The sequence below is a fragment of the Streptomyces sp. NPDC044003 genome (assembly GCF_056435185.1).
In genome coordinates, this window is sequence record NZ_JBWKFA010000002.1 from 172,966 (window position 1) to 196,940 (window position 23,975).

Annotated in this window: 19 protein-coding genes and 2 tRNA genes; 10 read left to right on the forward strand and 11 right to left on the reverse strand. The window is 73.1% G+C overall.

What is annotated here, in order from left to right; all coding sequences use genetic code 11:
- Window positions 1-97: 97 nt before the first annotated feature.
- The 5 genes from AC07AW_RS07470 to AC07AW_RS07490 all read left to right on the forward strand — a co-directional run bounded on the left by AC07AW_RS07470 (window position 98) and on the right by AC07AW_RS07490 (window position 6,143).
- Window positions 98-1,744 carry an SPFH domain-containing protein gene (locus AC07AW_RS07470; protein WP_478815304.1) on the forward strand — a complete coding sequence of 549 codons (1,647 nt, stop codon included), beginning with the start codon at window positions 98-100 and terminating at the stop codon, window positions 1,742-1,744.
- Between the two features lie 128 nt (window positions 1,745-1,872).
- Complete coding sequence (locus tag AC07AW_RS07475; protein ID WP_478814527.1) at window positions 1,873-2,466, forward strand: lytic polysaccharide monooxygenase auxiliary activity family 9 protein; 594 nt, start codon at window positions 1,873-1,875, stop codon at window positions 2,464-2,466.
- 39 nt (window positions 2,467-2,505) lie between these two features.
- Entirely contained in the window at window positions 2,506-4,170 is a 1,665-nt protein-coding gene (locus AC07AW_RS07480; protein WP_478814528.1) for a long-chain-fatty-acid--CoA ligase, read from the forward strand.
- Window positions 4,171-4,242: 72 nt separating this feature from the next.
- Window positions 4,243-5,550, forward strand: a complete 1,308-nt coding sequence (locus tag AC07AW_RS07485) for a sensor histidine kinase (protein WP_478814529.1) — start codon at window positions 4,243-4,245, stop codon at window positions 5,548-5,550.
- Window positions 5,481-6,143, forward strand: a complete 663-nt coding sequence (locus AC07AW_RS07490; protein ID WP_478814530.1) for a response regulator — start codon at window positions 5,481-5,483, stop codon at window positions 6,141-6,143. The genes AC07AW_RS07485 and AC07AW_RS07490 overlap by 70 nt, the downstream gene beginning before the upstream one ends.
- 69 nt (window positions 6,144-6,212) lie before the next feature.
- Here AC07AW_RS07490 and AC07AW_RS07495 read toward each other — a convergent pair.
- Window positions 6,213-6,286: transfer RNA gene (locus tag AC07AW_RS07495), tRNA-Lys, on the reverse strand.
- Between the two features lie 76 nt (window positions 6,287-6,362).
- Complete coding sequence (locus AC07AW_RS07500) at window positions 6,363-7,121, reverse strand: IclR family transcriptional regulator (protein ID WP_478814531.1); 759 nt, start codon at window positions 7,119-7,121, stop codon at window positions 6,363-6,365.
- A gap of 283 nt (window positions 7,122-7,404) precedes the next feature.
- Here AC07AW_RS07500 and AC07AW_RS07505 point away from each other — a divergent pair, with 283 nt between their 5' ends.
- Both AC07AW_RS07505 and AC07AW_RS07510 read left to right on the forward strand, forming a co-directional pair.
- Window positions 7,405-8,571, forward strand: a complete 1,167-nt coding sequence (locus AC07AW_RS07505) for an LLM class flavin-dependent oxidoreductase (RefSeq protein ID WP_478814532.1) — start codon at window positions 7,405-7,407, stop codon at window positions 8,569-8,571.
- 245 nt (window positions 8,572-8,816) lie between these two features.
- Complete coding sequence (locus tag AC07AW_RS07510) at window positions 8,817-10,523, forward strand: glycosyl hydrolase family 18 protein (protein ID WP_478814533.1); 1,707 nt, start codon at window positions 8,817-8,819, stop codon at window positions 10,521-10,523.
- 79 nt (window positions 10,524-10,602) lie between these two features.
- Here AC07AW_RS07510 and AC07AW_RS07515 read toward each other — a convergent pair whose 3' ends face one another.
- The gene (locus tag AC07AW_RS07515; protein WP_478814534.1) at window positions 10,603-12,480 is read right to left on the reverse strand and encodes a putative bifunctional diguanylate cyclase/phosphodiesterase; all 1,878 of its coding nucleotides are present in this window, start codon (window positions 12,478-12,480) and stop codon (window positions 10,603-10,605) included.
- A gap of 354 nt (window positions 12,481-12,834) precedes the next feature.
- Between AC07AW_RS07515 and AC07AW_RS07520 the strand changes: the two genes are divergently transcribed.
- Window positions 12,835-14,085 (forward strand): M6 family metalloprotease domain-containing protein, encoded by a 1,251-nt coding sequence (locus tag AC07AW_RS07520; protein WP_478814535.1) that lies wholly within the window; start codon window positions 12,835-12,837, stop codon window positions 14,083-14,085.
- A gap of 50 nt (window positions 14,086-14,135) precedes the next feature.
- Here the strand turns inward: AC07AW_RS07520 and AC07AW_RS07525 are convergent.
- The 7 genes from AC07AW_RS07525 to AC07AW_RS07555 all read right to left on the reverse strand — a co-directional run bounded on the left by AC07AW_RS07525 (window position 14,136) and on the right by AC07AW_RS07555 (window position 20,341).
- Window positions 14,136-14,209: transfer RNA gene (locus tag AC07AW_RS07525), tRNA-Lys, on the reverse strand.
- Window positions 14,200-14,829, reverse strand: coding sequence for a hypothetical protein (locus tag AC07AW_RS07530; RefSeq protein WP_478814536.1), 630 nt, complete (start codon window positions 14,827-14,829; stop codon window positions 14,200-14,202). Before AC07AW_RS07530 ends, AC07AW_RS07525 begins: the two co-directional genes overlap by 10 nt.
- 179 nt (window positions 14,830-15,008) lie before the next feature.
- A complete protein-coding gene (locus AC07AW_RS07535; protein ID WP_478814537.1) occupies window positions 15,009-15,365 on the reverse strand; it encodes a hypothetical protein in 357 nt (118 codons plus the stop codon).
- A gap of 135 nt (window positions 15,366-15,500) precedes the next feature.
- Entirely contained in the window at window positions 15,501-16,868 is a 1,368-nt protein-coding gene (locus AC07AW_RS07540; RefSeq protein WP_478814538.1) for an AAA family ATPase, read from the reverse strand.
- Window positions 16,865-18,454 (reverse strand): hypothetical protein, encoded by a 1,590-nt coding sequence (locus tag AC07AW_RS07545; RefSeq protein WP_478814539.1) that lies wholly within the window; start codon window positions 18,452-18,454, stop codon window positions 16,865-16,867. The genes AC07AW_RS07540 and AC07AW_RS07545 overlap by 4 nt, the downstream gene beginning before the upstream one ends.
- Complete coding sequence (locus AC07AW_RS07550) at window positions 18,445-19,569, reverse strand: hypothetical protein (protein ID WP_478814540.1); 1,125 nt, start codon at window positions 19,567-19,569, stop codon at window positions 18,445-18,447. The genes AC07AW_RS07545 and AC07AW_RS07550 overlap by 10 nt, the downstream gene beginning before the upstream one ends.
- Complete coding sequence (locus AC07AW_RS07555) at window positions 19,502-20,341, reverse strand: phosphatase PAP2 family protein (protein WP_478814541.1); 840 nt, start codon at window positions 20,339-20,341, stop codon at window positions 19,502-19,504. The genes AC07AW_RS07550 and AC07AW_RS07555 overlap by 68 nt, the downstream gene beginning before the upstream one ends.
- A gap of 229 nt (window positions 20,342-20,570) precedes the next feature.
- On the opposite strand from AC07AW_RS07555, the gene AC07AW_RS07560 reads away from it, so the two are divergent.
- Entirely contained in the window at window positions 20,571-21,734 is a 1,164-nt protein-coding gene (locus AC07AW_RS07560; RefSeq protein ID WP_478814542.1) for an RNA-guided endonuclease InsQ/TnpB family protein, read from the forward strand.
- Window positions 21,735-21,896: 162 nt separating this feature from the next.
- Window positions 21,897-22,493 carry a histidine phosphatase family protein gene (locus AC07AW_RS07565; protein WP_478814543.1) on the forward strand — a complete coding sequence of 199 codons (597 nt, stop codon included), beginning with the start codon at window positions 21,897-21,899 and terminating at the stop codon, window positions 22,491-22,493.
- A gap of 45 nt (window positions 22,494-22,538) precedes the next feature.
- Here AC07AW_RS07565 and AC07AW_RS07570 read toward each other — a convergent pair whose 3' ends face one another.
- The gene (locus AC07AW_RS07570; RefSeq protein ID WP_478814544.1) at window positions 22,539-23,828 is read right to left on the reverse strand and encodes a tetratricopeptide repeat protein; all 1,290 of its coding nucleotides are present in this window, start codon (window positions 23,826-23,828) and stop codon (window positions 22,539-22,541) included.
- Window positions 23,829-23,975: the final 147 nt, after the last annotated feature.

The window sequence follows — 23,975 nt, forward strand, 5'->3', positions numbered from 1 at the left end:
GGCATCCGCCTCGCCCGGTCCCGCGTCGCGTACCGCACCGGAGGCCCCTGCGGTGTCGGGTACTTCGACGGCGTCCCCGGCCGTGCCCGGGTTCGGCGTGGCCGGGCCTGCCTCGGCCGGTGCCGTGTCCGGTGCGCAGACGGTGGCCCGGGCGGGGGCCGCGCCCGGCGCAACGCCTCGCCCCTCGGCGGTGGCCGCCTCCCGTACGGGGCCGACCGCGGCTGCGTCCGGTGGGCCTGCGGCTTCGGTCCCGGCGGGCCCCGCGGCCGGTTCGGATGCCGTGCCTTCGACCGGGGCCGGGCCCGGCGCCACTCCGGGTCCCTCGGCGGGGGCCGGCTCCGGCTCGGTGCCGGGTGGGTCCGATACCGGTGCGGCCTCGGGCCGGCCGGCCGGGGCTGCCTCCGGCACCACGACGGGGGGACCGGCCCCCGGTGACGAGACCGCGCTCGACTTCGGGCGGATTCGTGAGGCCCGGGTCGCATCCCTCGCCGTGCCCGTCGCCGGCGTCGTGCGGGTCGCGCGGCGGAAGAACGTGATCGGGTCCGAGACCACCGGCTCCATCCCGGTACACCTGCTCTTCCGGGACGAGCCGGGAAGCCCCGTCGCTGCGGGCGACGACGGGGGCCCCGACACCATCGCCATGGCCGCGCCCACCCCGCCGCCGGCGTCCGCCCGCCGGGCCGCCATCCCCGCCCCGTCGAAGGTCCAGGCCCTGGCCACGCCGGACCCGCAGTCCGCGACCAAGTCGAAGTCCAGGGCGCAGGGCAAGTCCCAGGCCAAGGCGCAGCCCAAGGCGCCGCCCCAGCCCAAGAACGTCTCCCGCCCCGCTCCCACCGCCGACCCCGCTCTCGTCGAGCGGCACGGGCCGGTGCTGCCCGGGTGGGTCGGCGTGGTCGTCGGCGCCCTGGCGGTCGCCTGGTGCGCGGCGGTCGTGTGGTGGACCGGGGCGGTGCCCGCCGAGGCGGCGCGGATGCTGCGGCTGCCGGCGCGCCCGTACAACGGCATCCCTCTCGGACAGTGGGCCCTTCTCGCCCTCGGCGTGGTGCTCGCCCTGTTCTCGCTGGGCGGTCTCGGCCGCGGCCGGGTCGGCTACGCCTGGGTGCTGACCCTGTTCGGCGACTACCGCGGCACGGTCCGCCGTACGGGCCTGCTGTGGGTCAGCCCGCTGCTGCTGCGCCGCCGGGTGGACGTCCGGCTGCGGCACTGGCGCAGTGAGCCGCTGTCGGCGGTGGACGCGAAGGGCACCGCGCTCGACGTGACCGTCCTGGTGGTGTGGCGGGTGCGGGACACGGTCCGGGCGTCGCTCGGGGTCGACGGGCACGAGGACTATCTGCGGGAGCAGGTCGAGGCGGCGATGGCCCGGGTGCTGTCGCAGCTGCCGGCGGACGCGTTCCACGAGGACGCGCCGACGCTGCGGGACGCGGAGGCGGTCGGCGAGGCCCTGACGCGGATGCTGTCGGCGGAGTGCGCCCCGGTCGGCGTGGACGTGTTCTCGGCGCAGCCGACGCGCATCGAGTACGCCCCGGAGGTGGCCGCGGCGATGCGCCGGCGCCGGATCGCGGCGATCGACGCGAAGCACCGGGACAGCGTCCTGACCTCGGTGGTGGACGCGGTGGACGACGTGGTCCACCGGCTGACCAGTCGTGGTCTGGTGGAGCTGGACGACTACGAGCGCAAGGCGCTGGTCAAGGACCTGACGGTGGCGTTCTACACGGGCAGGACGGGGCCGGTCGAGGGCGCCTGAGGGGATGGACAGCGTCAACTTCCGTCCCTACCTTGATACTTGGTCCAGACCAAAAGCAGTCCCCAGGCATCACCCGTACGCGCGCGCACGGCCCCACAGAACTCCCCACGTTCTCCAGGAGCGACAGCATGCGCAACAAGGCACTCGGGGCGGCGGTGGTGGCGCTCGGCATAGCCGGCGCCACCGTCCTCGCCACCGGCACCGCCGGCAGCCATGGTTACACCGACTCGCCGATCAGCCGTCAGAAGCTCTGCGCCAACCGCACCGTGACCAACTGCGGCGACATCCAGTGGGAGCCGCAGTCGGTCGAGGGGCTCAAGGGCTTCCCGGCCGCGGGCCCCGCCGACGGGAAGATCTGCGCCGGCGGGAACTCCCGCTTCGCGCAGCTCGACGACCCCCGCGGCGGCGCCTGGCCGACCACCCGGCTCACGGCGGGCCAGAGCTACAGCTTCCGGTGGCAGTTCACCGCTCGCCACGCGACCACGGACTTCCGCTACTACATCACCAGGAACGGCTGGACCGGCACCAGGGCGCTGACCCGGGCCGACCTCGACCCCCAGCCGTTCCTGACCATCCCCTACAACAACCAGCAGCCGCCGTCGACGCTCACCCACTCCGGGACGATCCCGGCGGGCAAGACGGGCCGGCACCTGATCCTGGCGGTGTGGACGATCGCGGACACCGCGAACGCCTTCTACGCCTGCTCGGACGTCTCGTTCTGACCGTTCAGTTCTGACGGTACGTCAGTTAAAGTCCGGCCCATGAGGAGCGCGGACACCGTCGCGGAGCTCGTACGGCGCCAGTGGGGCGACCACCGGACCGGCCTGAGGGACGAGCACCACACCCTCACCCACCACCAGGTCGCCGCGGGCGCCGCCGCGCGGGCCGCACTGCTCGTGGACCTGATGCCACCCGTGCCGGGGGGCGAGCCGCACCTCGGCATCCTGCTCGACAACACGCCGGAGTACCCGCTCTGGCTCAGCGCGGCGGCCCTCGCGGGGGCCGCCGTCGCCGGGATCAACCCCACCCGGCGCGGCGCCGAGCTCGCCCGCGACATCCGGCACACCGCCTGCCGGGTCCTGGTCACCCAGCGCGCCCACCTGCCGCTCCTGGACGGGCTCGCGCTGCCGGGCGTACGGATCCTGGTCACCGACACCGAGGCGTACCGGGAGCTCCTCGCCCCCTACGGGGACGCCCGGCCGGGAGACGCCGTCCTCGGTCCCGTACGCCCCGACAGCCGCTTCCTGCTCTCCTTCACGTCCGGTTCGACGGGCGCGCCGAAGGCCGCCCTGTGCAGCCAGGGGCGCCTGGCGGCCGCCGGAGCGTCACTCGTCACCCACTTCGGGGTCGGCCGGGACGACGTCCACTACATCTGCATGCCGATGTTCCACGGGAACGCCGTGATCGCCGACTGGGCGCCCGCACTGGTCGCCGGTGCCGGGGTGGCGCTGCGGTCCCGCTTCTCGGCTTCCCGCTTCCTCCCCGACGTACGCCGCTTCGGCGCCACGTACTTCACCTACGTGGGCCGGGCCGTCCAGTACCTGCTCGCCACCCCGCCCGGCCCCGACGACCGCGCGCACCCGCTCCGGCTCGGCTTCGGCACGGAGGCGGGGGCGGTGGACGCGGCCCGCTTCCGGGAGCGGTTCGGGGTTCCGCTCGTGGAGGGGTACGGCTCCTCCGAGGGCGGCGCTGCCATCCAGCGGACCCCGGACACGCCGACGGGCGCGATCGGGCGGGCGGCACCGGGGGACGACCTGGCGGTGATCGACACGGAGTCGGGCGAGGAATGCGCCCCGGCCCGCTTCTCGCCCACCGGCCGGCTCCTCAACGCCACCGAGGCGGTCGGCGAGCTCGTCAACCGGGGCCGCTCGCCCTTCGAGGGGTACTGGCGGAACCCGGAGGCGCAGGCGGCGCGGCTGCGCGGCGGCTGGTACTGGACGGGCGACCTCTTCTACCGGGACGCGGACGGCTTCCTGTACTTCGCGGGCCGTACGGACGACCGGCTGCGGGTCGACAGCGAGAACCTGGCGGCGGCGATGATCGAACACATCCTGGCGCGCTGGGACCAGGTCGCGGGGGTCGCCGTCTACGCGATACCGGACCCCGTGGCGGGGGACCAGGTGATGGCGGCACTGGCCCTCCGGGAGGGCGCGGTCTTCGACCCGAAGACCTTCGCGGCCTTCCTGGACGCGCAGGCGGACCTGGGCACGAAGATGCCCCCGCGCTTCGTCCGGGTCATGCGGGACCTTCCCCTCACGGCCACGAACAAGATCCACCGCGTGGCCCTCCGCCGATCCGCCTTCCACTGCGAGGACCAGGTGTGGTGGCGCCCGACCCCAGGGGCCCCCTACGAGCCCCTGACACCCGAGTCCAGGGCCACCCTGGAATCCCTGTACGCCCACCACGGCCGCTCCCCCCGGGGGTAGGTCCAGCACCACCCCCGGTGCGCCCGCCAGGGCCATGGCAGGGGCGCGGGTCCCGGCCTACCGTTGGCCCCCATGGACCCCCGTACCCCCTGGCAGGCCCTCACCCGCCCCCGATTCCCCCTCGGACCCTGGCCCTGGCGCGCCGGTGGATACCTCCTGTCCGGCGGGCTCCTCGGGGCCGCGGTCGGGTTCGTGTTCCTGGTGCTCGGGGTGTTCTCCCTCTTCCTCGTCGGGCTGCCGCTGCTCCTGCTGTCCGGGATCCCCCTCGGCCGGGTCGAGCGGCTCCGGACGAGGATCGTCGAGCTCGACCCCGTCCCCGACCCGCACCGCCTCCCCACCGCGCCCGGCCTGGCCGCCTGGCTCCGGACCCGGGCGACGGAGCAGGCCACCTGGCGGGAGTTCGCGTACGCCCTGCTGCTCGCCACCGTCCTGTGGCCGCTCGACCTCCTCGCCCTCGCCGTCGGCATCGGCCTGCCCGTCGCCCTCCTCAGCGCGCCCTTCCGGCTGGCCGTGGACGGCCACGAGACCAAGGTCGTCAAGGCGTACCTGGTCACCTCCTATCCGGAGGCCCTCGCCACCGCCCTCCTCGGTGCCGTCCTCCTCGTCGCCCTCGCCTATCCGCTCGCCGCCGTCGCCGGTGCCCGCGCCGCCCTCGCCCGGGCCCTGCTCACCCCCCGCGAGAGCGAGCGTCAGGACGGCATCGGCGAGGTCATCGCCTCCCGCGCCCGGCTCGTCGACGCCTTCGAGGCCGAGCGGCGCCGCATCGAGCGCGACCTCCACGACGGGGCCCAGCAGCGCCTCGTCGCCCTCACCATGACCCTGGGCCTGGCCCGCCTCGACGCCCCGCCGGGCGGCCCGCTCGCCGAGCAGCTGGCGAAGGCCCACGCGGAGGCCGGGCAGGTCCTCACCGAGCTGCGGGAGCTGATCCACGGCATCCATCCCCAGGTCCTCGCCGACTACGGGCTCGGCCCGGCGCTCGCCGACGCCGCCGACCGCTCCGCCGTCCCCGTCGACACCGACACCGACGCGCTGCCCCGGCTGCCCCGTGCCGTCGAGAGCGCCGCCTACTTCGCCGGCTGCGAGGCCCTCGCCAACGTCGGCAAGCACAGCGGCGCCCGCCGGGCGCGGATCACGGCCGGGCACACCGGCGGCGTCCTGCGCCTCGACGTCGAGGACGACGGGCGCGGGGGCGCCGATCCGGCCCGCGGCTCCGGCCTCACCGGACTGGCCGACCGGATCGCCGTCCTCGATGGCACACTGACGATCACGAGCCCGCCGGGCGGGCCGACCCTCCTGCGAGTGGAGATCCCGTGTCCCGCACTGCCGACAAGCTCCGCGTCGTCCTCGCCGAGGACAGCGTCCTCCTCCGGGAGGGGCTGATCGGACTCCTGGCCCGTTTCGGCCACGAGGTCGTCGCCGCCGTCGGTGACGCCGACGCCCTGCGCGAGGCGGTCGGGGCGCACGAGCCGGACATCGTCGTGACCGACGTCCGGATGCCGCCCGGTTTCCAGGACGAGGGCCTGCGCGCGGCGGTCGCGCTCCGCGCCGAGCGGCCGACCCTGCCGGTCCTGGTCCTCAGCCAGTACGTGCAGCGCAGCTACGCCGCCGACCTCCTCGACGCGGGCGACGGCACCGGCGTCGGCTATCTCCTGAAGGACCGGGTCGGGCAGGTGGAGGAGTTCGCGGACGCCCTGGCCCGGGTCGCGGCCGGCGGCACGGTCGTCGACCCGGAGGTCGTACGGCAGCTGCTGCGCCGGCACCGGGACCCCCTGGAGGCGCTGACCCCGCGCGAGCGCGAGGTCCTGGGCCTGGTCGCGGAGGGCCATTCCAACGGGGCGATCGCCCGCCGCCTGGTCGTGACGGAGGCCGCCGTCGGCAAGCACATCGGCAACATCCTGGCGAAGCTGGATCTGCCGCCGGCCGAGGACACCCACCGCCGGGTCCTGGCCGTCCTCACGTACCTCCGGGCGTGACCGCCGGGCCACGCACTCAGGGCAAGCAAGAAGGCCCCCTCACCGAAGTGAGGGGGCCTTCCCTGTCTGTGCGCCGCCAGGGACTCGAACCCCGGACCCGCTGATTAAGAGTCAGCTGCTCTAACCAACTGAGCTAGCGGCGCCTGCTGACAGAGAAAATACTACCTGGTCCCGAGGGGTGCTCATGACCACCCCGCGGGACCAGGTCCGTCGACGGCCTCAGATCGCCAGGGAGAGCACCACCGGAGCGGCCCGACGGTTCAGCGTGTCGGCCGCCGCGCGCAGCCGGTGGGCGTGCTCGATCGGCAGGGACAGCGCCAGGCAGCCCACGGCCGAGCCCGCCGTCAGCGGGACGGCCGCGCAGACCGTGCCCACCGCGTACTCCTGGAGGTCGAGCACGGGGACGGTGGCCGGCTGGCTGTCGAGCTTGGAGAAGAGGATCCGTTCACTGGTGATCGTCCGGGAGGTCAGCCGGGCGATCTTGTGCCGGGAGAGATGGTCCCGCCGGCCGTTCTGGTCGAGCTGCGTGAGCAGACACTTGCCGACCGCGCTGGCGTGCGCGGCCGAGCGGAAGTCCACCCACTCGTTGACTTTCGGTGTGCGCGGGCCGTCGGCGAACTGGGTGATCTTCACTTCGCCGTCGATGTACCGGCTGATGTAGACCGCTGCTCCGACGGAGTCGCGGAGCTCGGTCAGGGTCTCCTGGAGCTTGGCCTCCAGGGCTTCGCGGCGGGTCAGGCCGGAGCCGAGGAGGACGAGGGAGTCCCCGATTACATACGCCCCGTCGGCGACCTGCTCGACGTACCCCTCGCGGCGAAGCATGAGGAGCAGTGAGGTCAGGTGGGCGACGGGTAGGCCGGTCTCGCGCGCGATCTGGACGTCTGTCACTCCGCCACCGTGCCGTGAGACCGTCTCGAGGACGCGAAGGGCGTACTGCACCGAATGGAACGGCGCGGTGGGCTCGGGCTTCAGCGCCACGGTTTCCCCCTACCAGGTTGTGACCGCAAGCTTTCGTACCACGATAGCCGCCAAGGACCCTTTACGGGGCGGCTGTTGGCAAGAATGATGCGGAGGACCGGGCCTCTGGGCTGGGCTTCGCCACTCTGGCATATGCCCATGTCATGGGTGGTGCGCAGAGCATCAGGTCAGGGGCGTGCGCCGGGGTGCCGGGCGTCGGTGTTCGGCCACGGGCCGGGTGCAGAAATTTTCGCCGGAATAAGCGGAGACACCCTCCTGTTGTTGCTCGGATGTATCTGGCCGGATGTATCCGGACGCATCTGCCCGTGTGCCGAGGAGGGTCCCGACGGTGACCGACGCTATTCGAGGAGAGGCGCGGGGGACCGCGCCCGTACCCCTGTCCGTACTGGACCTGGTGACCGTCGGCAGCGGGCGGACCGCGACCCAGGCGCTCGCCACCAGCGTCGAGCTGAGCCGGCTCGCCGAGCGGCGCGGCTTCCACCGGCACTGGGTGGCCGAGCACCACTCCATGCCCGGGGTCGCCTCCTCCTCCCCGGCCGTGATCCTCGCCCACCTCGCGGCGCACACCCGCCGCATCCGGCTCGGCTCGGGCGGCGTCATGCTGCCCAACCACGCCCCGCTCGTCGTCGCCGAGCAGTTCGGCACCCTGGAGGCCTTCGCCCCCGGCCGGATCGACCTCGGCCTCGGCCGCGCGCCCGGCACCGACGGGGCGACGGCCGCCGCCCTGCGCCGCAGCGACACCCTCAACGAGGGCGCATTGGGGTCTCCCCTGCTCGAGCGAAGCCGAGAGCTTGGGGAAGACTTTCCCGAGCAGCTCGCCGAGCTGACCCGGTTCCTGGACGACGACTTCCCGGACGGGCACCCGTACGCCCGGATCCACGCCGTGCCGGGGCCGGTCCAGGGCCCGAAGGGGCGCCCGCCGATCTGGCTGCTCGGCTCCTCCGGCTTCAGCGCCCGCCTCGCGGGCCTGCTGGGGCTGCCGTTCGCCTTCGCCCATCACTTCTCGGCCAGGAACACGATCCCGGCGCTCGACCTCTACCGGGACTCGTTCCGGCCCTCGGGGGTGCTCGACGCCCCGTACGCGATGATCGGCGTCTCGGCCTTCGCCGCCGAGGAGGCGGCGCAGGCCCGCCGCCAGGTCCTCGCCGGCGCGCTCGCGATGCTGCGGCTGCGGACCGGCCGGCCCGGTCTGGTGCCGACGCCGGAGGAGGCGGCGGCGTACGGATTCAGTCCCGCCGAGCGGGAGTTCGTGGACGGCTGGCTCGCGAACATCGTGTACGGCACCCCGGACGAGGTCCGCACGGGCCTGGACGACCTGCGGAAGCGGACGGGCGCGGACGAGCTGATGATCACGGCCAACGGGCACGGCGGCGCGGAGCGGGTGCGGAGCTACGAGCTGATCGCCGACGCGTACGAGCTGCCGGAGCTGCCGGAGGTTCCGGAGCCGTAAAACCCTGATTTCGGAGGCCGGTTGGTTCACTCCCGAACGAACCACCGTCCTCCCCTAAGTGAACCTTAAACCGCTCGTCACCGATGGTGGCGAGCGGTTCCGTTTTATGCTTCACGGCTCTGACAAGGGCTTTCTTGCTCAAATTGGTCTAGTCCTCAATCTGGTTCAGACCATTGACGCGCTGTTCATGCGGCGGATATCACTGCTCCAACTTCCGTACCGCCACCCCCTTCCGGAGGCAGCACGTGCACCCCCGTAAGCCCTTGATCGCCGCGCTCCTCAGCTCGGCCCTCGCCGCCGGCGCCCTCGCCGCCACCGCCGGACTCGGCTCCGCCCAGGCCGCCGAGACCACCACCACCGCCTCCACGGGCGGCGTGAAGATCGCGTACTACGACCAGTGGAGCGTCTACGGGAACGCCTTCTACCCGAAGCACCTCGACGAGCGGGGCATCGCGGCGAACCTCGACGTCATCAACTACTCGTTCGGCAACATCCACCCCACCGACCTCACCTGTTTCGAGGCCAACAAGGCCGCGGGCGACGACAACAACCCCAACGCGGGTGACGGCGCCGGCGACTCGTACGCCGACTACCAGAAGTCCTTCTCCGCGGCGGACAGCGTCGACGGCGTCGCCGACAAGTGGGACCAGCCGATCGTGGGCGTCTTCAACCAGTTCAAGGAGCTGAAGGCGAAGCACCCCCAGCTGAAGATCAACATCTCGATCGGCGGCTGGAGCTACTCCAAGTACTTCTCGGACGCGGCCAAGACCGACGCGAGCCGCAAGAAGTTCGTCGCCTCCTGCGTCAAGCAGTACATCCAGGGCGACCTGCCCGTCGAGGGCGGCTTCGGCGGCGCCGGCTCCGCGGCCGGCATCTTCGACGGCATCGACATCGACTGGGAGTACCCCGGCTCGGCCGACGGCCACCTCGGCAACCACTACGCCCCCGAGGACAAGCAGAACTTCACGCTCCTCCTCGCCGAGTTCCGCAAGCAGCTCGACGAGTACGGCGCGGCCCACGGCGGCAAGAAGTACCTCCTGACCGCCGCGCTCCCGGCCGGCCAGGACAAGATCAAGAACATCGAGACGGACAAGATCGGCGCGTACCTCGACTACGCGAACATCATGACGTACGACATGCACGGCGCCTGGGACGGCGACGGGCCGACGTACCACCAGTCCCCGCTCTACTCCGGCACGAACGACCCGACCGACGTCATCAAGCCGGGCACCGAGAAGTACTCGATCGACAACGCCATCGACTCCTGGATCGACGGCAAGCCCGCCTACGGCATCACCGGCGGCTTCCCGGCGAACAAGCTGACCCTCGGCTACGAGTTCTACTACCGCGGCTGGAAGGGCGTCCCCGCCGGGACCACCAACGGCCTCGCGCAGACCGCCACCGGCGGCTCCAACGCCCGCCCGCTGAGCCAGGCGGCCGGCATCGCGTACTACAAGGAGCTCGGCGGCATCGTCGACAACGCGGCCAGCACCTTCTGGGACGGCCAGGCCAAGTCCGCGTACTTCTACAAGGACGGCGAGTTCTTCACCGGTCTGGACAAGCGCACCATCCAGGCCCGCGCCGACTACGCCCACCAGCGTGGTCTCGCCGGCGCGATGATGTACTCGCTCCTCGGCCTCGACGCCAACGCGACCCTCTTCAAGGACATCGTGACGGCGGTCGGCTCGTCCCCGACGACCCCGACCACGCCTCCCACGACCCCGCCGACGACGGAGCCCACGACCCCGCCGACCACCACGCCGCCCACCACCCCGCCGACGACGCCGCCCACCGGCTGCACCGCCCCGGCGTACGTGGCCGGCACCGTCTACACCGGCGGCAGCCTCGTCTCCCACAAGGGCCACACCTGGAAGGCCCAGTGGTGGACCCAGAACGAGGAGCCGGGCACGACCGGCGAGTGGGGCGTCTGGAAGGACCAGGGCGCCTGCTGATCCTCCGCTGAATCCCGTGTGACCACTGCCCCCGCCCGGAATGTCCCTCCGGCCGGGGGCAGTTCCACGCCCGCGCGCCTCACGCCGGCTGCGGCTCCGTGCCGATCAGTTCGGCGATACGGTCCGGGGCCACCGCCCGCGAGTACAGCCAGCCCTGCCCGGTGTCGCAGCCGATCCGGCGCAGCCGGCTGGCCTGCCCGGCGGTCTCCACGCACTCGGCGGTCACGGTGAGACCGAGCCGGTGCGCGAGGTGCACGAGCGCCTCGACGATCAGCTCGTCCGCCGGGTTGGCGTGCTCCTCGTCCTGGAAGCCGCGGACGAAGGAGCCGTCCAGCTTCAGCACCGAGACCGGCAGCCGGCTCAGATAGGCGAGGTTCGAGTAGCCGGTGCCGAAGTCGTCGATCGCGATCCGCACCCCCATGTCGCTCAGCGCCTGGAGCGCCTGGATCGGCCGGCCGTTCGAGCCCATCACGGCGGACTCGGTCAGCTCCAGCTGGAGCAGGTGCGGCGCGAGACCGGTCTCCGCGAGGATGCCGGCCACGTCCGCGACCAGGTCGGAGTCCCAGACCTGACGGACCGCCACGTTGACGCTGACGAAGAGGGGGCGCTCGCGCGGATGGTCCTTCTGCCACTGCCGGGCCTGCCGGCAGGCGGTGTTGAGCACCCACCGCCCCAGCTCCACGATGGAGCCGTCCTCCTCGGCGATCCCGATGAACCGATTCGGCGAGAGCGCGCCGAACTGCGGGTGGTTCCAGCGCACCAGCGCCTCCACCCCGCGCACCGCCCCGTCGGCCAGGTCCACGAGCGGCTGGTACTCCAGGGCGAACTCCCCGCGCTCCACGGCCGGCCGCAGGGTGGAGGAGAGCGCCTGCCGGGTCATCCGGTGGGCGTTGCGCTCGGGGTCGAAGAGCGTCCAGCGGGCCTTGCCGTCCGCCTTCGCCCAGTACAGCGTGGTGTCCGCGGCCTGCATGAGGGCGGTCGCCGTCGTCCCGTGACCGGTCCGCTCGACGACGCCGATGGAGGCGGAGACCGAGAGCCGCCGGCCGCCCAGGTCGAAGGGGCGCTGGAGCGCGTCGAGCACCGAGCGGGCCAGGTCGGCCAGTTGTTCCGTGCCGGTGGAGTCCTCGACGAGGATCGCGAACTCGTCGCCGCCGAGCCGTGCCACGAGGTGGCCGCCGTTGCGGGTGTAGCCGTCGCTGTCGGCGCACTCCGTCAGACGGGTGGCGACGGCGGCGAGGAGCCGGTCGCCGACCCGGTGGCCGAGGGTGTCGTTGACCGCCTTGAAGCCGTCGAGGTCCAGATAGCAGAGACCGATCCGCCCTGTTCTGCCATAGCCGTACGACTCGTATGACTCATGGGATTCATGTGACGGGAGGACCGGTTCGGTCCGCGCGGCGGCGTCCTGGGCCGCGGCCTCCAGGGCGGCGGAGAGACGCTCGAAGAACAGTGCGCGGTTGGGCAGCCGGGTCACCGGGTCGTGCATCTGGAGGTGACGCAGCCGGGCGTGGAGCTCGCGCCGGTCGCTGATGTCCGCGATCGACAGCAGCACGCGCCGGCTGTCGGGCACCGGGGCGACGGTGACCTCGGCCCACAGCGAGCGCCCGTCGGCGTGCTTGAGGCGGCGGGTGCAGCGGAAGCGGGAGCGGCGGCCGCCGAGCACCTCGCGGTAGGCGTGCCAGGTGCGGCCGTCGGACGCGAGGTCGACGAGGTCGGCCGCGGCCTGCTGCCGGAGCGCCGAGGGATCGGCGCCGAGGAGGGTGCCGAAGGAGTCGTTGGCGAGGACGACGACGCCGTCCTCGTCGACGACGGCCATGGCGAGCTGGGCGACCCGGAAGGCGGCACGGCAGTCGCTGAGTTCGGCCGCCCGGCGCGCGGGGTGACGCTCCGTGAGTGCGGGCTCGGCCGTGTGTGTCTCCGCCGGCTCTGGGTGCACCGGTCCTTCGGGGGTTCCGTTCACCGCTCGCTCCCGTGTGCAGTCGGGCCGGTCACATGTGGTCGGGATGGTCGGCCAAGGAAGAGTGAGCCGATCATAGAGCCAGCCGGGGGAGCGTTCCAGCTCCGAGACCGCGGTGAGGGGGCCCGGCTGCTGTGAGGCCGCCCACCGGGACAGCCCGCCCGATCGTTTCTGCGCAGGTCTGACACGGGCCGTCGAGGGCATGACCGAATGTGACTTTCCGTGAGTTGAAGCGCGCCCGTGTCGCGTCGACCCCGTGCAGGGCCCTCACCCGACCGGGGCAGCGGAAACATGCGAAACGCCGCGAACCGTCACAAGGTGGGTGGGGTATCCCGCATTCCCGATCCGGAGGTCCACGTGAGGGCTCAGCAGCCACCCGGGGGAGTGGAACGCCCACGGCTGCGTGCCGGCGCGGCGGCCTTCACCTCGCTCGCCGCCCTGGCCGCCACCGGGCTCGTCGCGGGCCCCGCCGTCGGCGCGTCCTCGGCGAGTCCCTGCGCCCTGCCCCGTACCGCCGCCCACCACTCGCTCGGCCTCGACACCTGGAACGGCGCCTACACGCGCCCGAACCAGACCCTCGACGCGGTCATGATCTTCCTGTCCTTCCCGGACTCCGCCCCGCTCACCGAGCCGGCGCAGCTCGCCGCCGACCACTTCCCCGCCACCAGCGAGTTCTTCGACCGCGCCTCCTACGGGCGCTTCAGCCTGCGTCCGCACCCCCGGGCCGAGTGGACCCCGATGCCGCACGAGTCGGGCGACTACGACATACGGCGGGACTGGGACGCCGGGAAGCGGGCCGCCTACCTCCGCGACGCGATCGCCGCCGCCGACAAGGACGTCGACTTCTCCCGGTACGACATCGTCTACCTGGTCGCCGACCCGGACGCGCCCGGCGTGGACTCCGACGCGACCAAGGTCGTCAACCTGGAGCACCCGCTGGAGGTCGACGGCACCGAGATCAAACGCGTGGTCACCGTCTTCGAGCGGCACCCGCCCGACCGCAACGTCCTCGCCCACGAGACCGGCCACGTCTTCGACCTGCCCGACCTCTACCACCGCCCGGTGGACGGCAAGGGCGACTGGGACACCCACGTGGGCGACTGGGACGTCATGGGCAGCCAGTTCGGGCTCTCCCCGGACCTCTTCGGCTGGCACAAGTGGAAGCTCGGCTGGCTCTCCCGCGCCCAGGTGACCTGCGTCCAGGGTGCCGGGGCCCGGCTCGTCAGCCTGGAGCCGACCGACGCCCCGCCGGCGGCCGGCGGCACCCTCGGCACCCGGCTCGCCGTCGTCCGCACCGGCCCCGACAGCGTCCTCGCGATCGAGGCCCGCAGCAGCGCCGGGAACGACGCCGACACCTGCACCGAGGGCGTCCTGGTCTACCGGGTCCGCAACGGCGCGGCCTCCGGCGAAGGCCCGGTCGAGGTCGTGGACGCGCACCCGGCCACCGAGGCGTGCGCCGAGCGCTCCGTCTACCCGCCGCTCGCGGACGCCCCCGTCGAGGAGGGCGAGACCCTGACCGTGCCCGGGACGGGGGTCCGCGTGGAGGTGCTGGAACGCACCGAGTCCGGCGTCTGGTCCGTGAAGATCACCCCGCCCGGCAGGGGGTGACCCGGAACACGAAGAAGCCCCCCGCTTCCGCGAGGGGCTTCTTCCGTCTGTGCGCCGCCAGGGACTCGAACCCCGGACCCGCTGATTAAGAGTCAGCTGCTCTAACCAACTGAGCTAGCGGCGCCTGCTGACGTCGTAGACATTAGCATCCGGATCGGCGGGAGGAAAAATCGATACCCGCACGTCGGCGGCGGAGGCCGCCCGGACGGCCCGCACACAGGCCCAGAGCACGACCTCGGGGCCGGGCAGCCACGGGCTCCGGGAGTCGGGGGCCACCAGCCAGCGGGGTCCGGAGGAGCCGGACGGCACGAGCGGCGGCACGGTCACCGCGTCTCCGAGACCGTGACAGAGCGGCCGGGGGACCGCCTCCCCCCACTCCTCCCAGTCGAGCAGGGCCGGAAGCCGCTGGGCCGTCCCCGGTGCGGCGAACAACATCATCCGGCCCCGGTGCATCGCCACGGGCCCCGAACCGGGGCCCTCCTCCCACAGCCGGTCCAGCATCCGGCGCCCGAAGACCGGGTCCACGTTGACGACGTCGAAGACCGTCCCGCAGGGCAGCGCCGCGGGAGAGGCCGGCCGGGACTCCCAGCGGGTCAGCGTGGAGCCGTCACGGCCCCCGGCGGCCGAGGCGAGCCAGGCGGCCCCGTCGGCGGTCACCCGGGCCGTCTGGTGGCGTCCCTCGTCGCCCTCCCGGAGGAACCGGAAGATGTCGTGCGGGGTCTCGTCGCGCAGCCAGGTCGTCATGGAGCCAGGTCTACCGGGCGTGACGTCTCGATTGCCGAGTGTTCCCGGAATCCCGGACAGGAGGGGTGGGCGAGGAGTATCGTGCCCCCTCGGCATATGCCAGGGGGGCTTTTTCGGTCAGATGTACGTCTCCGAGCCAGACCCGTGCGGCCTCGCACGGAGGGCCGGTCCGACGCGGCTCAGTCCTCCGACGGGCGGCCGTTCGTACGGATCAGGTCCCGGCCGAACTCGATCATCTTCCGGGCGTAGTCCTCGGTCCACTCCGCCCGCTCGGCGACGTCCGCCGCCGTCAGCCGGTCGAACCGGCGCGGATCCGCCAGCTGCGCGGCCGCGATCGCCTGGAACTCGGTCGCCCGGTCCGTCGCCGCCCGGAACGCGAGCGTCAGCTCCGTCGCCCGGGACAGCAGCTCGCGGGGATCCTCCATCGACTCCAGGTCGAAGAAGTGCTCCGGATCGGCGGTCGCCTCGGCAGGCTCGAAGATCAGCGGTGCCGGCCGAAGCCGCCGCTGTGTGCTCCGCTCCGCGGGTTCCGCCATCTTTCTTCTCCTCCTCGCACAGGCACGGCCCGGAAACCCGGGCCACCTTCCATTGTCCCGCGCCCCGCAAGAGCGCGAAGTCCTCCCCGTACGCCCCCGGAGTCCCCCGAGCCCCGGTTTCGACGACCACGGGGCTCACGGCGTCCAGGTCACCCGGTGTTCCTCCAGGTGGGAGAGGACCGCGTGGTTCGCCTCCCAGCCGTCGGGGAACGACACCGCGACCCCCAGCCGCACCGGATCCGTCGACGGGTGCTCGTCGAGGAGCTCCGCCACACCCGCCCGGCACACCACGATGCACGCGTGCCGGTGCCGGGAGGCCAGCACGCACAGCCGGCCCGTCTCCAGGTGGAAGGCGGTCGCGTCCGGGCGCCCCGACAGCGGGTGCAGGACGACCGTCACGTCGTACTCGCGACCCTGGAGCCGGTTCGCGGTGTCCACCGTCACGCCCGTCACCCCGAGGCCCGCGAGCGCCGCCCGGACCGCCGCCGCCTGGTCGCGGTGGGCGGTGCCGACGGCGACCCGGTCCGGGGTGAGCGGGACCGGGGTCTCCGAGCGCTCCGAGACCGCCGCGCCGCCCCGGTCCAGGAGTCGGCGCACGACCAGGGCGATCGCCCCGACCGCCTCCGGGTCGGTGCGCGGGGTGTGCCGGGCCGGGAGTTCGAGCAGGCCCCAGCCGGACTCGGCCGCCTCGTCGAGGACCCGGTCGGTCCCCGAACCGTCCGAGGCCACCCCGAAGGACAGCTTCCGGTCCCCGTGCCCGGTGCCGCTGCGGAACGGCGTGTACGGGTAGAACGCGTCCGACACCAGCGGCGCCGCCGAGGCGGGCAGCCGCCAGGAGACCGGCAGCCGGTGCTGCGGCAGCTCCGGATTGTGCGCCAGCAGCGTGGACACGGCGCTCGCCGACGGGTCGTACGAGAGCCCCGCCCACTGGTCCGCGCCCACCACCGAGAAGGGGTCGAGCTGCCCGGGGTCGCCCACGAACAGCGCCCGCTCGAAGAGGCCCGCCACCGCGAGCAGCGCGTCCGAGCGCATCTGGTACGCCTCGTCGACGATCGCGTGGGCCCACGGCTCGACGTTCTTCACGTGCCCCCACTTGGCGGCCGTGGACAGCACGACCGGCAGCCCGGCCAGCTCGCCCGCCTTCGCCGACTTCCGTACGTTGGCCAGGTCGTCGAGCGCCTTGTCGTACGGGTCGGAGTCGTTCGAGTGCAGCCGGCCGACCTCCAGGTCCGGCTCCTTCTCCGCGAGCCGCAGCACCAGATCGTCCACCTGCGCGTTCGTCTGGGCGACCACCATCAGGGGCCGGCCGGCGGCGGCCAGTTCGAGGGCGGCCCGCACCACGAGCGTCGACTTCCCGGCGCCGGGCGGGGAGTCCACGACGACGCCGCGCGCGCTGCCGTGCAGGGTGTCCGCGAGGATGGCGGACGTCGCGCGGGCGGCCTCGGCGGACGGGTCGAACACGGGGGCGTCGCTCACGGAGGGGCCGAACGCGGTCGGGGTCACAGCACGTCCTCGGGGGTCACGGCGTCGGGCAGTTCCACGGCGTCCGTACGCGGCGGGCCGCCGTGCGTCCAGGGCGTCTCCTCCGGATCCGGCAGCTTCGGCCCCACCCGCTGGTCGTGCTCGAACAGCGTCCAGGCGATCCGCTCGCCCTTCTCCGGCACCGAGCCCTCCGCGGGCTCCTTGGAGCGTCCCATCCGGTCCAGGATCCGCAGGAGCAGCGAGCCGTCCTCCTCGTACCGCACGAACTCGGCCGTCTGCGGCTTGCCGTCCAGCGAGCGGTACACCTTCACCTTCTCGCCCAGGTGCGGACGGTCGTCCGTGCGGACCGTGACGAGCGGGCGCGGCGCGGGCCGCTTCGACTCCGTCCACGCCATCGTCACCTCGACCACCTCGGCCGTGAACGCCTCGCCCGCGAGCCGCCGCCCCGCCAGGACCAGCGGGTCGTCGAGGGCCTCCTGCGCCTCCAGCTGGCCCTGCGCCTGCTCGCGGGCGGCCAGCTTCTGCGCCGCCGTCACGGCGTCGTCCCGGCGCGGCTGCGGCGGCTCGCCGGCCGCGACCCGGTCGCGGTGGCCGGTGAAGGACCAGCGGTCCCGGGTCCAGCGGTCCTCGACCCTGGCGCCCTCCGGCAGCTCTCGCAGCAGCCCGATCGCCTGCCAGACCGCGTCCCAGGTCGGCTTCAGCTGCGAGGCGACCAGCCGGCGCAGCTCCCGCTCGGCCGCGTGCAGCTCGCCGAGGCCCGTGTCGGCGCTCTCCCCGTCCTCGGCCGCGCCGAGCGCCTGCCGGGCCCGGTCGTACCGCTCGATCGCGGGCGCCAGAAGCCTGTTGTCGAAGGCCGGGTCCGTGGCAGGACCGGCCGGCGGGCAGAGCAGCTGCCCCTGGGGGTCCCGGCCGGCCTCGGCCCGCAGCGCCCCCTCCGGACCCGGCTCGCCGTCGCACGGGTCGATCCAGGCGAGCAGCGCGCCCAGGTGCTGGTCCTCCAGGGACGACTGGCCGGTCGCCCAGTGCCGGTTGAGGAGGTCGGTCGCGGCGAGGAGCAGCGAGGAGCCGGGCACCCGGGCCCGCTCGCCGAAGTGCGTCAGCCAGCGCCCGAGCAGCGGCACCCGCGGCGGGGCCGGGAACGGCGTCTCCGGGTCCTGCTCGGCCGTCCGCCGGAACCGCGTGGACCGCCCGAGCAGCCGTACGTACTCGATGCCCGCCCGGCTCGGCACGATCAGCTGGGGCGCGTCCGCGCACAGCTCGACCTCGACCTTCACCTTCTTGCCGGTCTCGGCGTCGACCTCGCTCTTCTCGGCCGCCTCGACGACGTCCGTGAACGAGTCGACGTACGGCAGGACCTCCTCGGCCAGGTCGGCGAGGAACGCGAAGCGCAGGTCACGGTCCCGGGGCTGCGACACCACCAGGAGCCGGGGCTCCTCGGGGTCGGTGCCGACGAGGGCGCCCAGCGGGGCGCCCGCCTCACCGGCGGTCGTCAGCGGCACGAACACGAGCGGCCGCTCCGACAGACGCCGGTGCCGGACGGTCGCGAGCGGCTGCGCCCGGCCCGACTCGACGGCCTCCATCCGGGCGAGCGTGGAGATCAGCGACATGCCGCCACCCCCGCCAGGGCCTCCTCGCGCAGCGCCCGCGCCCGGCGCAGCGCCGCCACCGCCGGGTCCTCCGGGTCGCCCTCCTCGCCGCGCGCCGCCGCCAGGACCGCGCCGACCGTCGTCAGGCCGCCCAGCTCACCCCGTACCGAACGGCCCAGGGTCTCCACCGCGCCCGCCTCCCGGGAGCGCGACCGGCAGTGGAAGGCCAGCTCGCAGGCGGCCAGGCACTCCGGCGCGTACTGATGGGGCACGCACTCCACGGCCGCCGTCAGCTGCTCCGCCGTCCGCTCCACCACGTCGAAGCTGATGCCCTCCGGCAGCGCCCGCGCGATCTCGTCGATCCGGGTCAGCCGGGCCAGCTGCCGCCGGGTCACCGACCGCTGCTTGCGCACGTCGACCACCGAGGCCGCCGGCACGTTCGAGAAGTCCTTCGGACAGACGAGGAGCACCGACTGCGCGACCCGCGCCCCCTCCGTACGCGCCGCGACCCGCTCCAGGGCGAGCACGTACACGGCGGCCTGGCGGGCCGCGGCGCCCACCTTCGACGCGTCGGCCGAGCCGTCGATCATCGGGAACGACTTGATCTCCACCACCGTCCACCCGCCGTCGGGGTGCACGACCACCGCGTCCGGCTCCAGATAGACGGGGGATCCTGCGACCTCCAGGGCGAGCAGCGGATGGTCGAGCAGCGCCCACGCCCCCGCCTCGGTCGCCTCCCGCAGCGCGAGCGCGGTGCGCGCCACCCGGCCCTCGGGCCCGGCCGCCGCGAGGTCCGGCACGGACACCTCGCCCGGCTCCTCGACGCCGATCAGCCGCAGCAGCTCACGGCCGCCGTCCGCCTTGACCTTCGCCTCGAAGGAGTTGCCCCGGACTATCGCGAACTGCGACTGCCCGAACGGCGCGGGCGAGCCGAGCTTCGCGGCGAGCGCCGACTTGTCGACCCCGGCACCGTCGAGGATGGCCCGCCGCTTGCAGCCGGGGTTGGCGGCGAGCGCCGCGAGGGCCCGGGCGTCCAGCGGACGCGGTGCGACCGCCGGTCCGCGCAGCTCAGCGAGCAGCTTTCGGCTTGTCGTCTGCGGTGGTGCGGACAGACCGCTGTCCAGGGATGCGCTCACCCGTGGAAGTCTCGCATCCGCCACTGACAACCGAGGGTGCTTCCGCCCTTCCGCGGATCCGGTCGGCGAGCCGCAGCACGTACGGGGCGAGGAGCAGCCCGGCGCCCATCACCGCCGCCCCGGCGACCGCGTCGAGCAGATAGTGATTGGCGGTGCCCATCACGACCAGCGCGGTGACCAGCGGATACGCCACCCCGAGGGCCTTCAGGAGCGGCGTGCGCCCGTACCGCCACAGCATCACCCCGCACCACAGCGCCCAGCCGACGTGCAGGCTGGGCATCGCCGCGTACTGGTTCGTCATCCCGCCGAGCCCGCGCGGCGCGCTGGCCTCACCGCCCCACCAGCCGTACGCGCTGAAGTGCGCCATCGTGTCCGTGAAGCCGTGGGCCGCGTCGAGCAGCCGGGGCGGGCAGGTCGGAAGGAGCGTGAAGCCGACGAGCCCGAGGAGCGTGGAGACCATCAGCCAGGTCCGGGCGGCCCGGTACTGGGCGGGGCGGCGGCGGAAGAGCCAGATCAGGACCGCCGGGGTCACCAGGTAGTGCAGCGAGGCGTACGCGAAGTCCGCCGGGATCCCGAGCGCGGGGACGTCCGTGAACAGCGGGTTCAGAGCGTGCTCGGCGTCGATCCCGAGGCTCTCCTCCAGCCGCAGGATCGCCAGCCCGTGCTCCACGGCCGAGGCCTCGTCGCCCCTCACCAGGAGCCGCCCGCCCGAGTACGCCGCGTACACGACGGCGATCAGGGACAGCTCCGCCCACCAGCGTGGCCTGCGCATGAATTCGGTCCCCCCGTCGGTGATCGCCCCGGGGGAGGGACGCCGGACGGCCCCGGGGGGTTGCCCGGAGGCCACCCCGAATTCACCAGTGTTCCCCCGAGGAAGCCCAGGGCTTCGGCCCCGATCGGAGTCGGCTCCCTGGGGTGGAGCCGCGCGGGGGCAGGGCTCGCTTCGAATCACCCTAGAGGGTGACCAGTTACCGGCAGTCACTCTCCGTAGAGTTTCCTACGTGAAGATTATCGCGCAGGTGAAATTGCTGCCCGTGTCCGCGTATGACGCGGACGCGCTGGCGGCGACCCTGCGTGCCTGCAACCGGGCCGCGAACCACGCTTCCGAGGTGGCGTTCGCCAAGGACCTCAAGCGGCGGAATGTGCTGCAGAAGGAGGTGTACTTCGCTCTCAAGGCGGACTACGGCCTCGGGGCCCAGCCTGCCGTGCGGGTCGTGAAGAAGGTCTGCGACGCCTACGCCACTTTGAAGGCGAACACCAGGGCCGGGAACCTCGGCCGGGAGGGCTCGAAGCGCTGTCTTCGGGCGGAGTCGAAGCCGATCGTCTTCCGTGAGGACGCGGCGCAGCCGTTCGACGACCGCATCCTGACGTGGAACCTCGGCGCCCGTACGGTGTCGATCTGGACCGTGGCCGGGCGCATCAAGCACATCCCGTTCGCCTGCTCCGACCAGGCCATGGGGCTGCTCGCCTCCCGCAAAGGCGAATCCGACCTGGTGATGCGGGACGGCATGTTCTTCCTGATCGCCACCGTCGACCTGCCCGAGCCCGAGGCGTTCGAGCCGGACGGCTTCCTCGGCGTGGACCTGGGCATCGTCAACATCGCCACCACCTCGGACGGCGAGATCATGGCCGGCCGCAGGCTGAACCGATACCGGCGGCGGCACCGTGATCTGCGGCAGAAGCTGCAGAAGAAGCGCACCAAGTCCGCGAAGCGGGCACTGAAGCGTCTCCGGCGCCGTGAGGCGCGGCACGCCGCGAACGTCAACCACATCATCGCCAAACAGCTCGTGACCACCGCTGAACGCGCCTTGCGCGGGATCGCCCTGGAAGACCTCTCGGGCATCCGGCAGAGGGTTACGACCAAGAAGGACCAGCGGACACGACTGCACTCCTGGGCGTTCGCCCAGCTCGGCGCCTTCGTCGAGTACAAAGCACGCCGGGCGGGGGTGCCCGTGGTCTTCGTGGACCCGCGCAACACCTCCCGGCAGTGCTCGGAGTGCCGGCACACCCACCGAACGAACAGGGTGACTCAAGCACGGTTCGTCTGCCGGTCCTGCGGGACCGTCCTGCACGCGGACCACAACGGCTCCCGCAACATCGCCCACCGCGGCGATGCTGTGTGGAAGCGGGGCGCGGTCAACCGCCCCAGAACCAGCACACGCTGATTCCGGACGCAGGGGACCACGCGACAGCCGGCCGCGCTCCACTTGCCATCACGGCCCCGCACGAGCGAGCCGACAGGCTCGGTCCGTCCGGGCCGAGAAGTTGACGTCGGCGATGATGGGAGAAGTACGTCCGCACCCGTGAACCCCTGGAGCGTCCTTCTCATGGCACCGCGCATCCTGCTCGCCCGGCACGGCCAGACCGAGTGGTCACTTCTCGGCCGGCACACCGGCAGGACCGACATACCGCTGCTCGACGAGGGGCGGCGCGGCGCGAAGCTGCTCGGCGAGCGCCTGCACCGGGGTCCCTGGCAGGGACTGCCCGGGGTGGAGGTGCGCACCAGCCCGCTGGTCCGGGCGAGCGAGACCTGCGAGCTCGCCGGCTTCGGGGACCGGGCCGAGCCCTGGGACGCGCTGATGGAGTGGGACTACGGGGCGTACGAGGGGCTCACGCCGCCCGAGATCCAGAAGATCCAGCCGGGCTGGCTCATCTGGCGCGACGGCGTCCCCGAGGGCGAGACCCTCGCCCAGCTGTCGGACCGGGCCGACGAGATCGTCGAGTGGGCCCGCTCCGCCGACCGTGACGTGCTGATCTTCGCCCACGGCCACATCCTGCGGTCGATCGGCGCGCGCTGGCTCGGCGAGGACGTCTCCTTCGCCTCCCGCATCCGCCTCGACCCGACGAGCCTCTCGGTCCTCGGCTGGGCGTACGGCGCCCCGGCGATCGAACGCTGGAACGACACGGGGCACCTGGAGGCCTAGGGCCCGTCCTTCGGATCATGCCGGGCTCGCGGGCCCAGGCCCCGGTCAGCGTGTGGCGGCCAGTACCCGGCTCGTCTCCGAGAGCAGGTCGCGGATGCGGGCCGAGGCGATGCCGTCGAGGGAGTCCGCGACGCGACGCGCCTCCGCCGCCGCCTCGTCCGGGCGGCCCGCGTGGGCCAGGGCCTTGGCGAGGTGGGCCCGGTAGAGGGCGAGGTTCCGGGCGAAGTGCGGGTTCTGCAGGACCGCCGCCCGCTGGGCGTGCCGGGCCGCGCGGCCCCAGTCGCCGAGCGCCGCCCAGCACCCGGCCTCCAGGGCCTCCCGCTCCGGCTCGCCGAAGAAGGACATCCACTCGGGGTCGCCCTCGGCCGGGCCCCGGTCGAACCAGCCGTGCGCGCGGCCGAGGGCCTGCTCGCAGGCGGACCGGTCGCCGAGGCTCGCCCATGCGCCGGCCTCCCGCAGCGAGAGCAGCGAGAGCAGCCGGGCCGAGTCCAGCGGCTGCGCGGCCCGCAGCCCGGCCTGCGCCGCCCGCACCGCCTCGCGGTGGCGTCCGGTGTCGCGGGCCAGGAACGAGGTGTTGCAGAAGGCGTGCGCCTCCAGGGCCGCGTTCCCCGCCACGCGCGCGGTGGCCAGCGCCTCCGCGTAGTGCGAGCGGGCGTCCTCGTGCCTCCCCGAGTCGTGGGCCAGCCAGCCGACGGAGAGGGAGAGCTCGCCCGCGCCCGCGTGCAGCCGGTCCTCGGTGGAGCGGCGGGTCATGGTGCCGGTGTCGAGGAGCGCGTACGCGGTACGGAGCGGCTGGGCGGCCACCTTGTAGAGCCCGTCGGCGCCGTGCCGGTCGTCCAGCAGCCGGATCCGCCGTACGGCGTCCTCGACGGCCCGCACCTCGGACTCGCCGATCCGGTGGGTGCCGCGGGGGGAGGGGATCGCGACGGTGGGGCCGCCGAGTCCCAGCGAGGCGGCCGCCAGGGTGGCGGAGCCGCTCGTCATGAATGCGCGACGCAGCACGTCGCTCTCCTCATCGTTCCGGGTGGTGATGGCGGCGGGAGGCGCTGCCCCGGCCGGGACGGCCTGCCGCCGGCCACGCACCGTCTCCCGCGCGGAGAACCCCAGGTCGGAGAGGCCCAGACCGGGGAACATGTGCAGGAAGACCCGTTCGTACGCGTAGTTGGGGCAGCGGATCTCGCCCGCCTCCACGCGCCCGATGTAGCGGGCGTCGCACGCGACCTGTTCGCCGATCTCCCGTGCCGCCCGGCGGACCGCCGCGGCGAACTCCGCCGGCGAATGCTGTCCGCGGAGCCGACGGAAGGCGAGATTGGGAACTGCCCGTGACATCGCCATGGCCGAGCCCTCTCCTGGTGCTGCCGGGTGTCCGGCGGGCATGAACGTACCTGCTGTGACCGGATGCGTACGCTGAGTTTGGCTACAAATCGGATATCTCGCCTGTGATCTGCCATGAACTGCCATCCTTTGCGGCTGCATCCCGCC

Bases quoted from the DNA above. Each gene is read 5' to 3' on its own strand.
- AC07AW_RS07475 (WP_478814527.1), top strand. From the start codon at position 1,873: ATGCGCAACAAGGCACTCGGGGCGGCGGTGGTGGCGCTCGGCATAGCC.
- AC07AW_RS07480 (WP_478814528.1), top strand. From the start codon at position 2,506: ATGAGGAGCGCGGACACCGTCGCGGAGCTCGTACGGCGCCAGTGGGGC.
- AC07AW_RS07485 (WP_478814529.1), top strand. From the start codon at position 4,243: ATGGACCCCCGTACCCCCTGGCAGGCCCTCACCCGCCCCCGATTCCCC.
- AC07AW_RS07505 (WP_478814532.1), top strand. From the start codon at position 7,405: ATGTATCCGGACGCATCTGCCCGTGTGCCGAGGAGGGTCCCGACGGTG.
- AC07AW_RS07530 (WP_478814536.1), bottom strand. From the start codon at position 14,829: ATGACGACCTGGCTGCGCGACGAGACCCCGCACGACATCTTCCGGTTC.
- AC07AW_RS07535 (WP_478814537.1), bottom strand. From the start codon at position 15,365: ATGGCGGAACCCGCGGAGCGGAGCACACAGCGGCGGCTTCGGCCGGCA.
- AC07AW_RS07545 (WP_478814539.1), bottom strand. From the start codon at position 18,454: ATGTCGCTGATCTCCACGCTCGCCCGGATGGAGGCCGTCGAGTCGGGC.
- AC07AW_RS07555 (WP_478814541.1), bottom strand. From the start codon at position 20,341: ATGCGCAGGCCACGCTGGTGGGCGGAGCTGTCCCTGATCGCCGTCGTG.
- AC07AW_RS07565 (WP_478814543.1), top strand. From the start codon at position 21,897: ATGGCACCGCGCATCCTGCTCGCCCGGCACGGCCAGACCGAGTGGTCA.
- AC07AW_RS07570 (WP_478814544.1), bottom strand. From the start codon at position 23,828: ATGGCGATGTCACGGGCAGTTCCCAATCTCGCCTTCCGTCGGCTCCGC.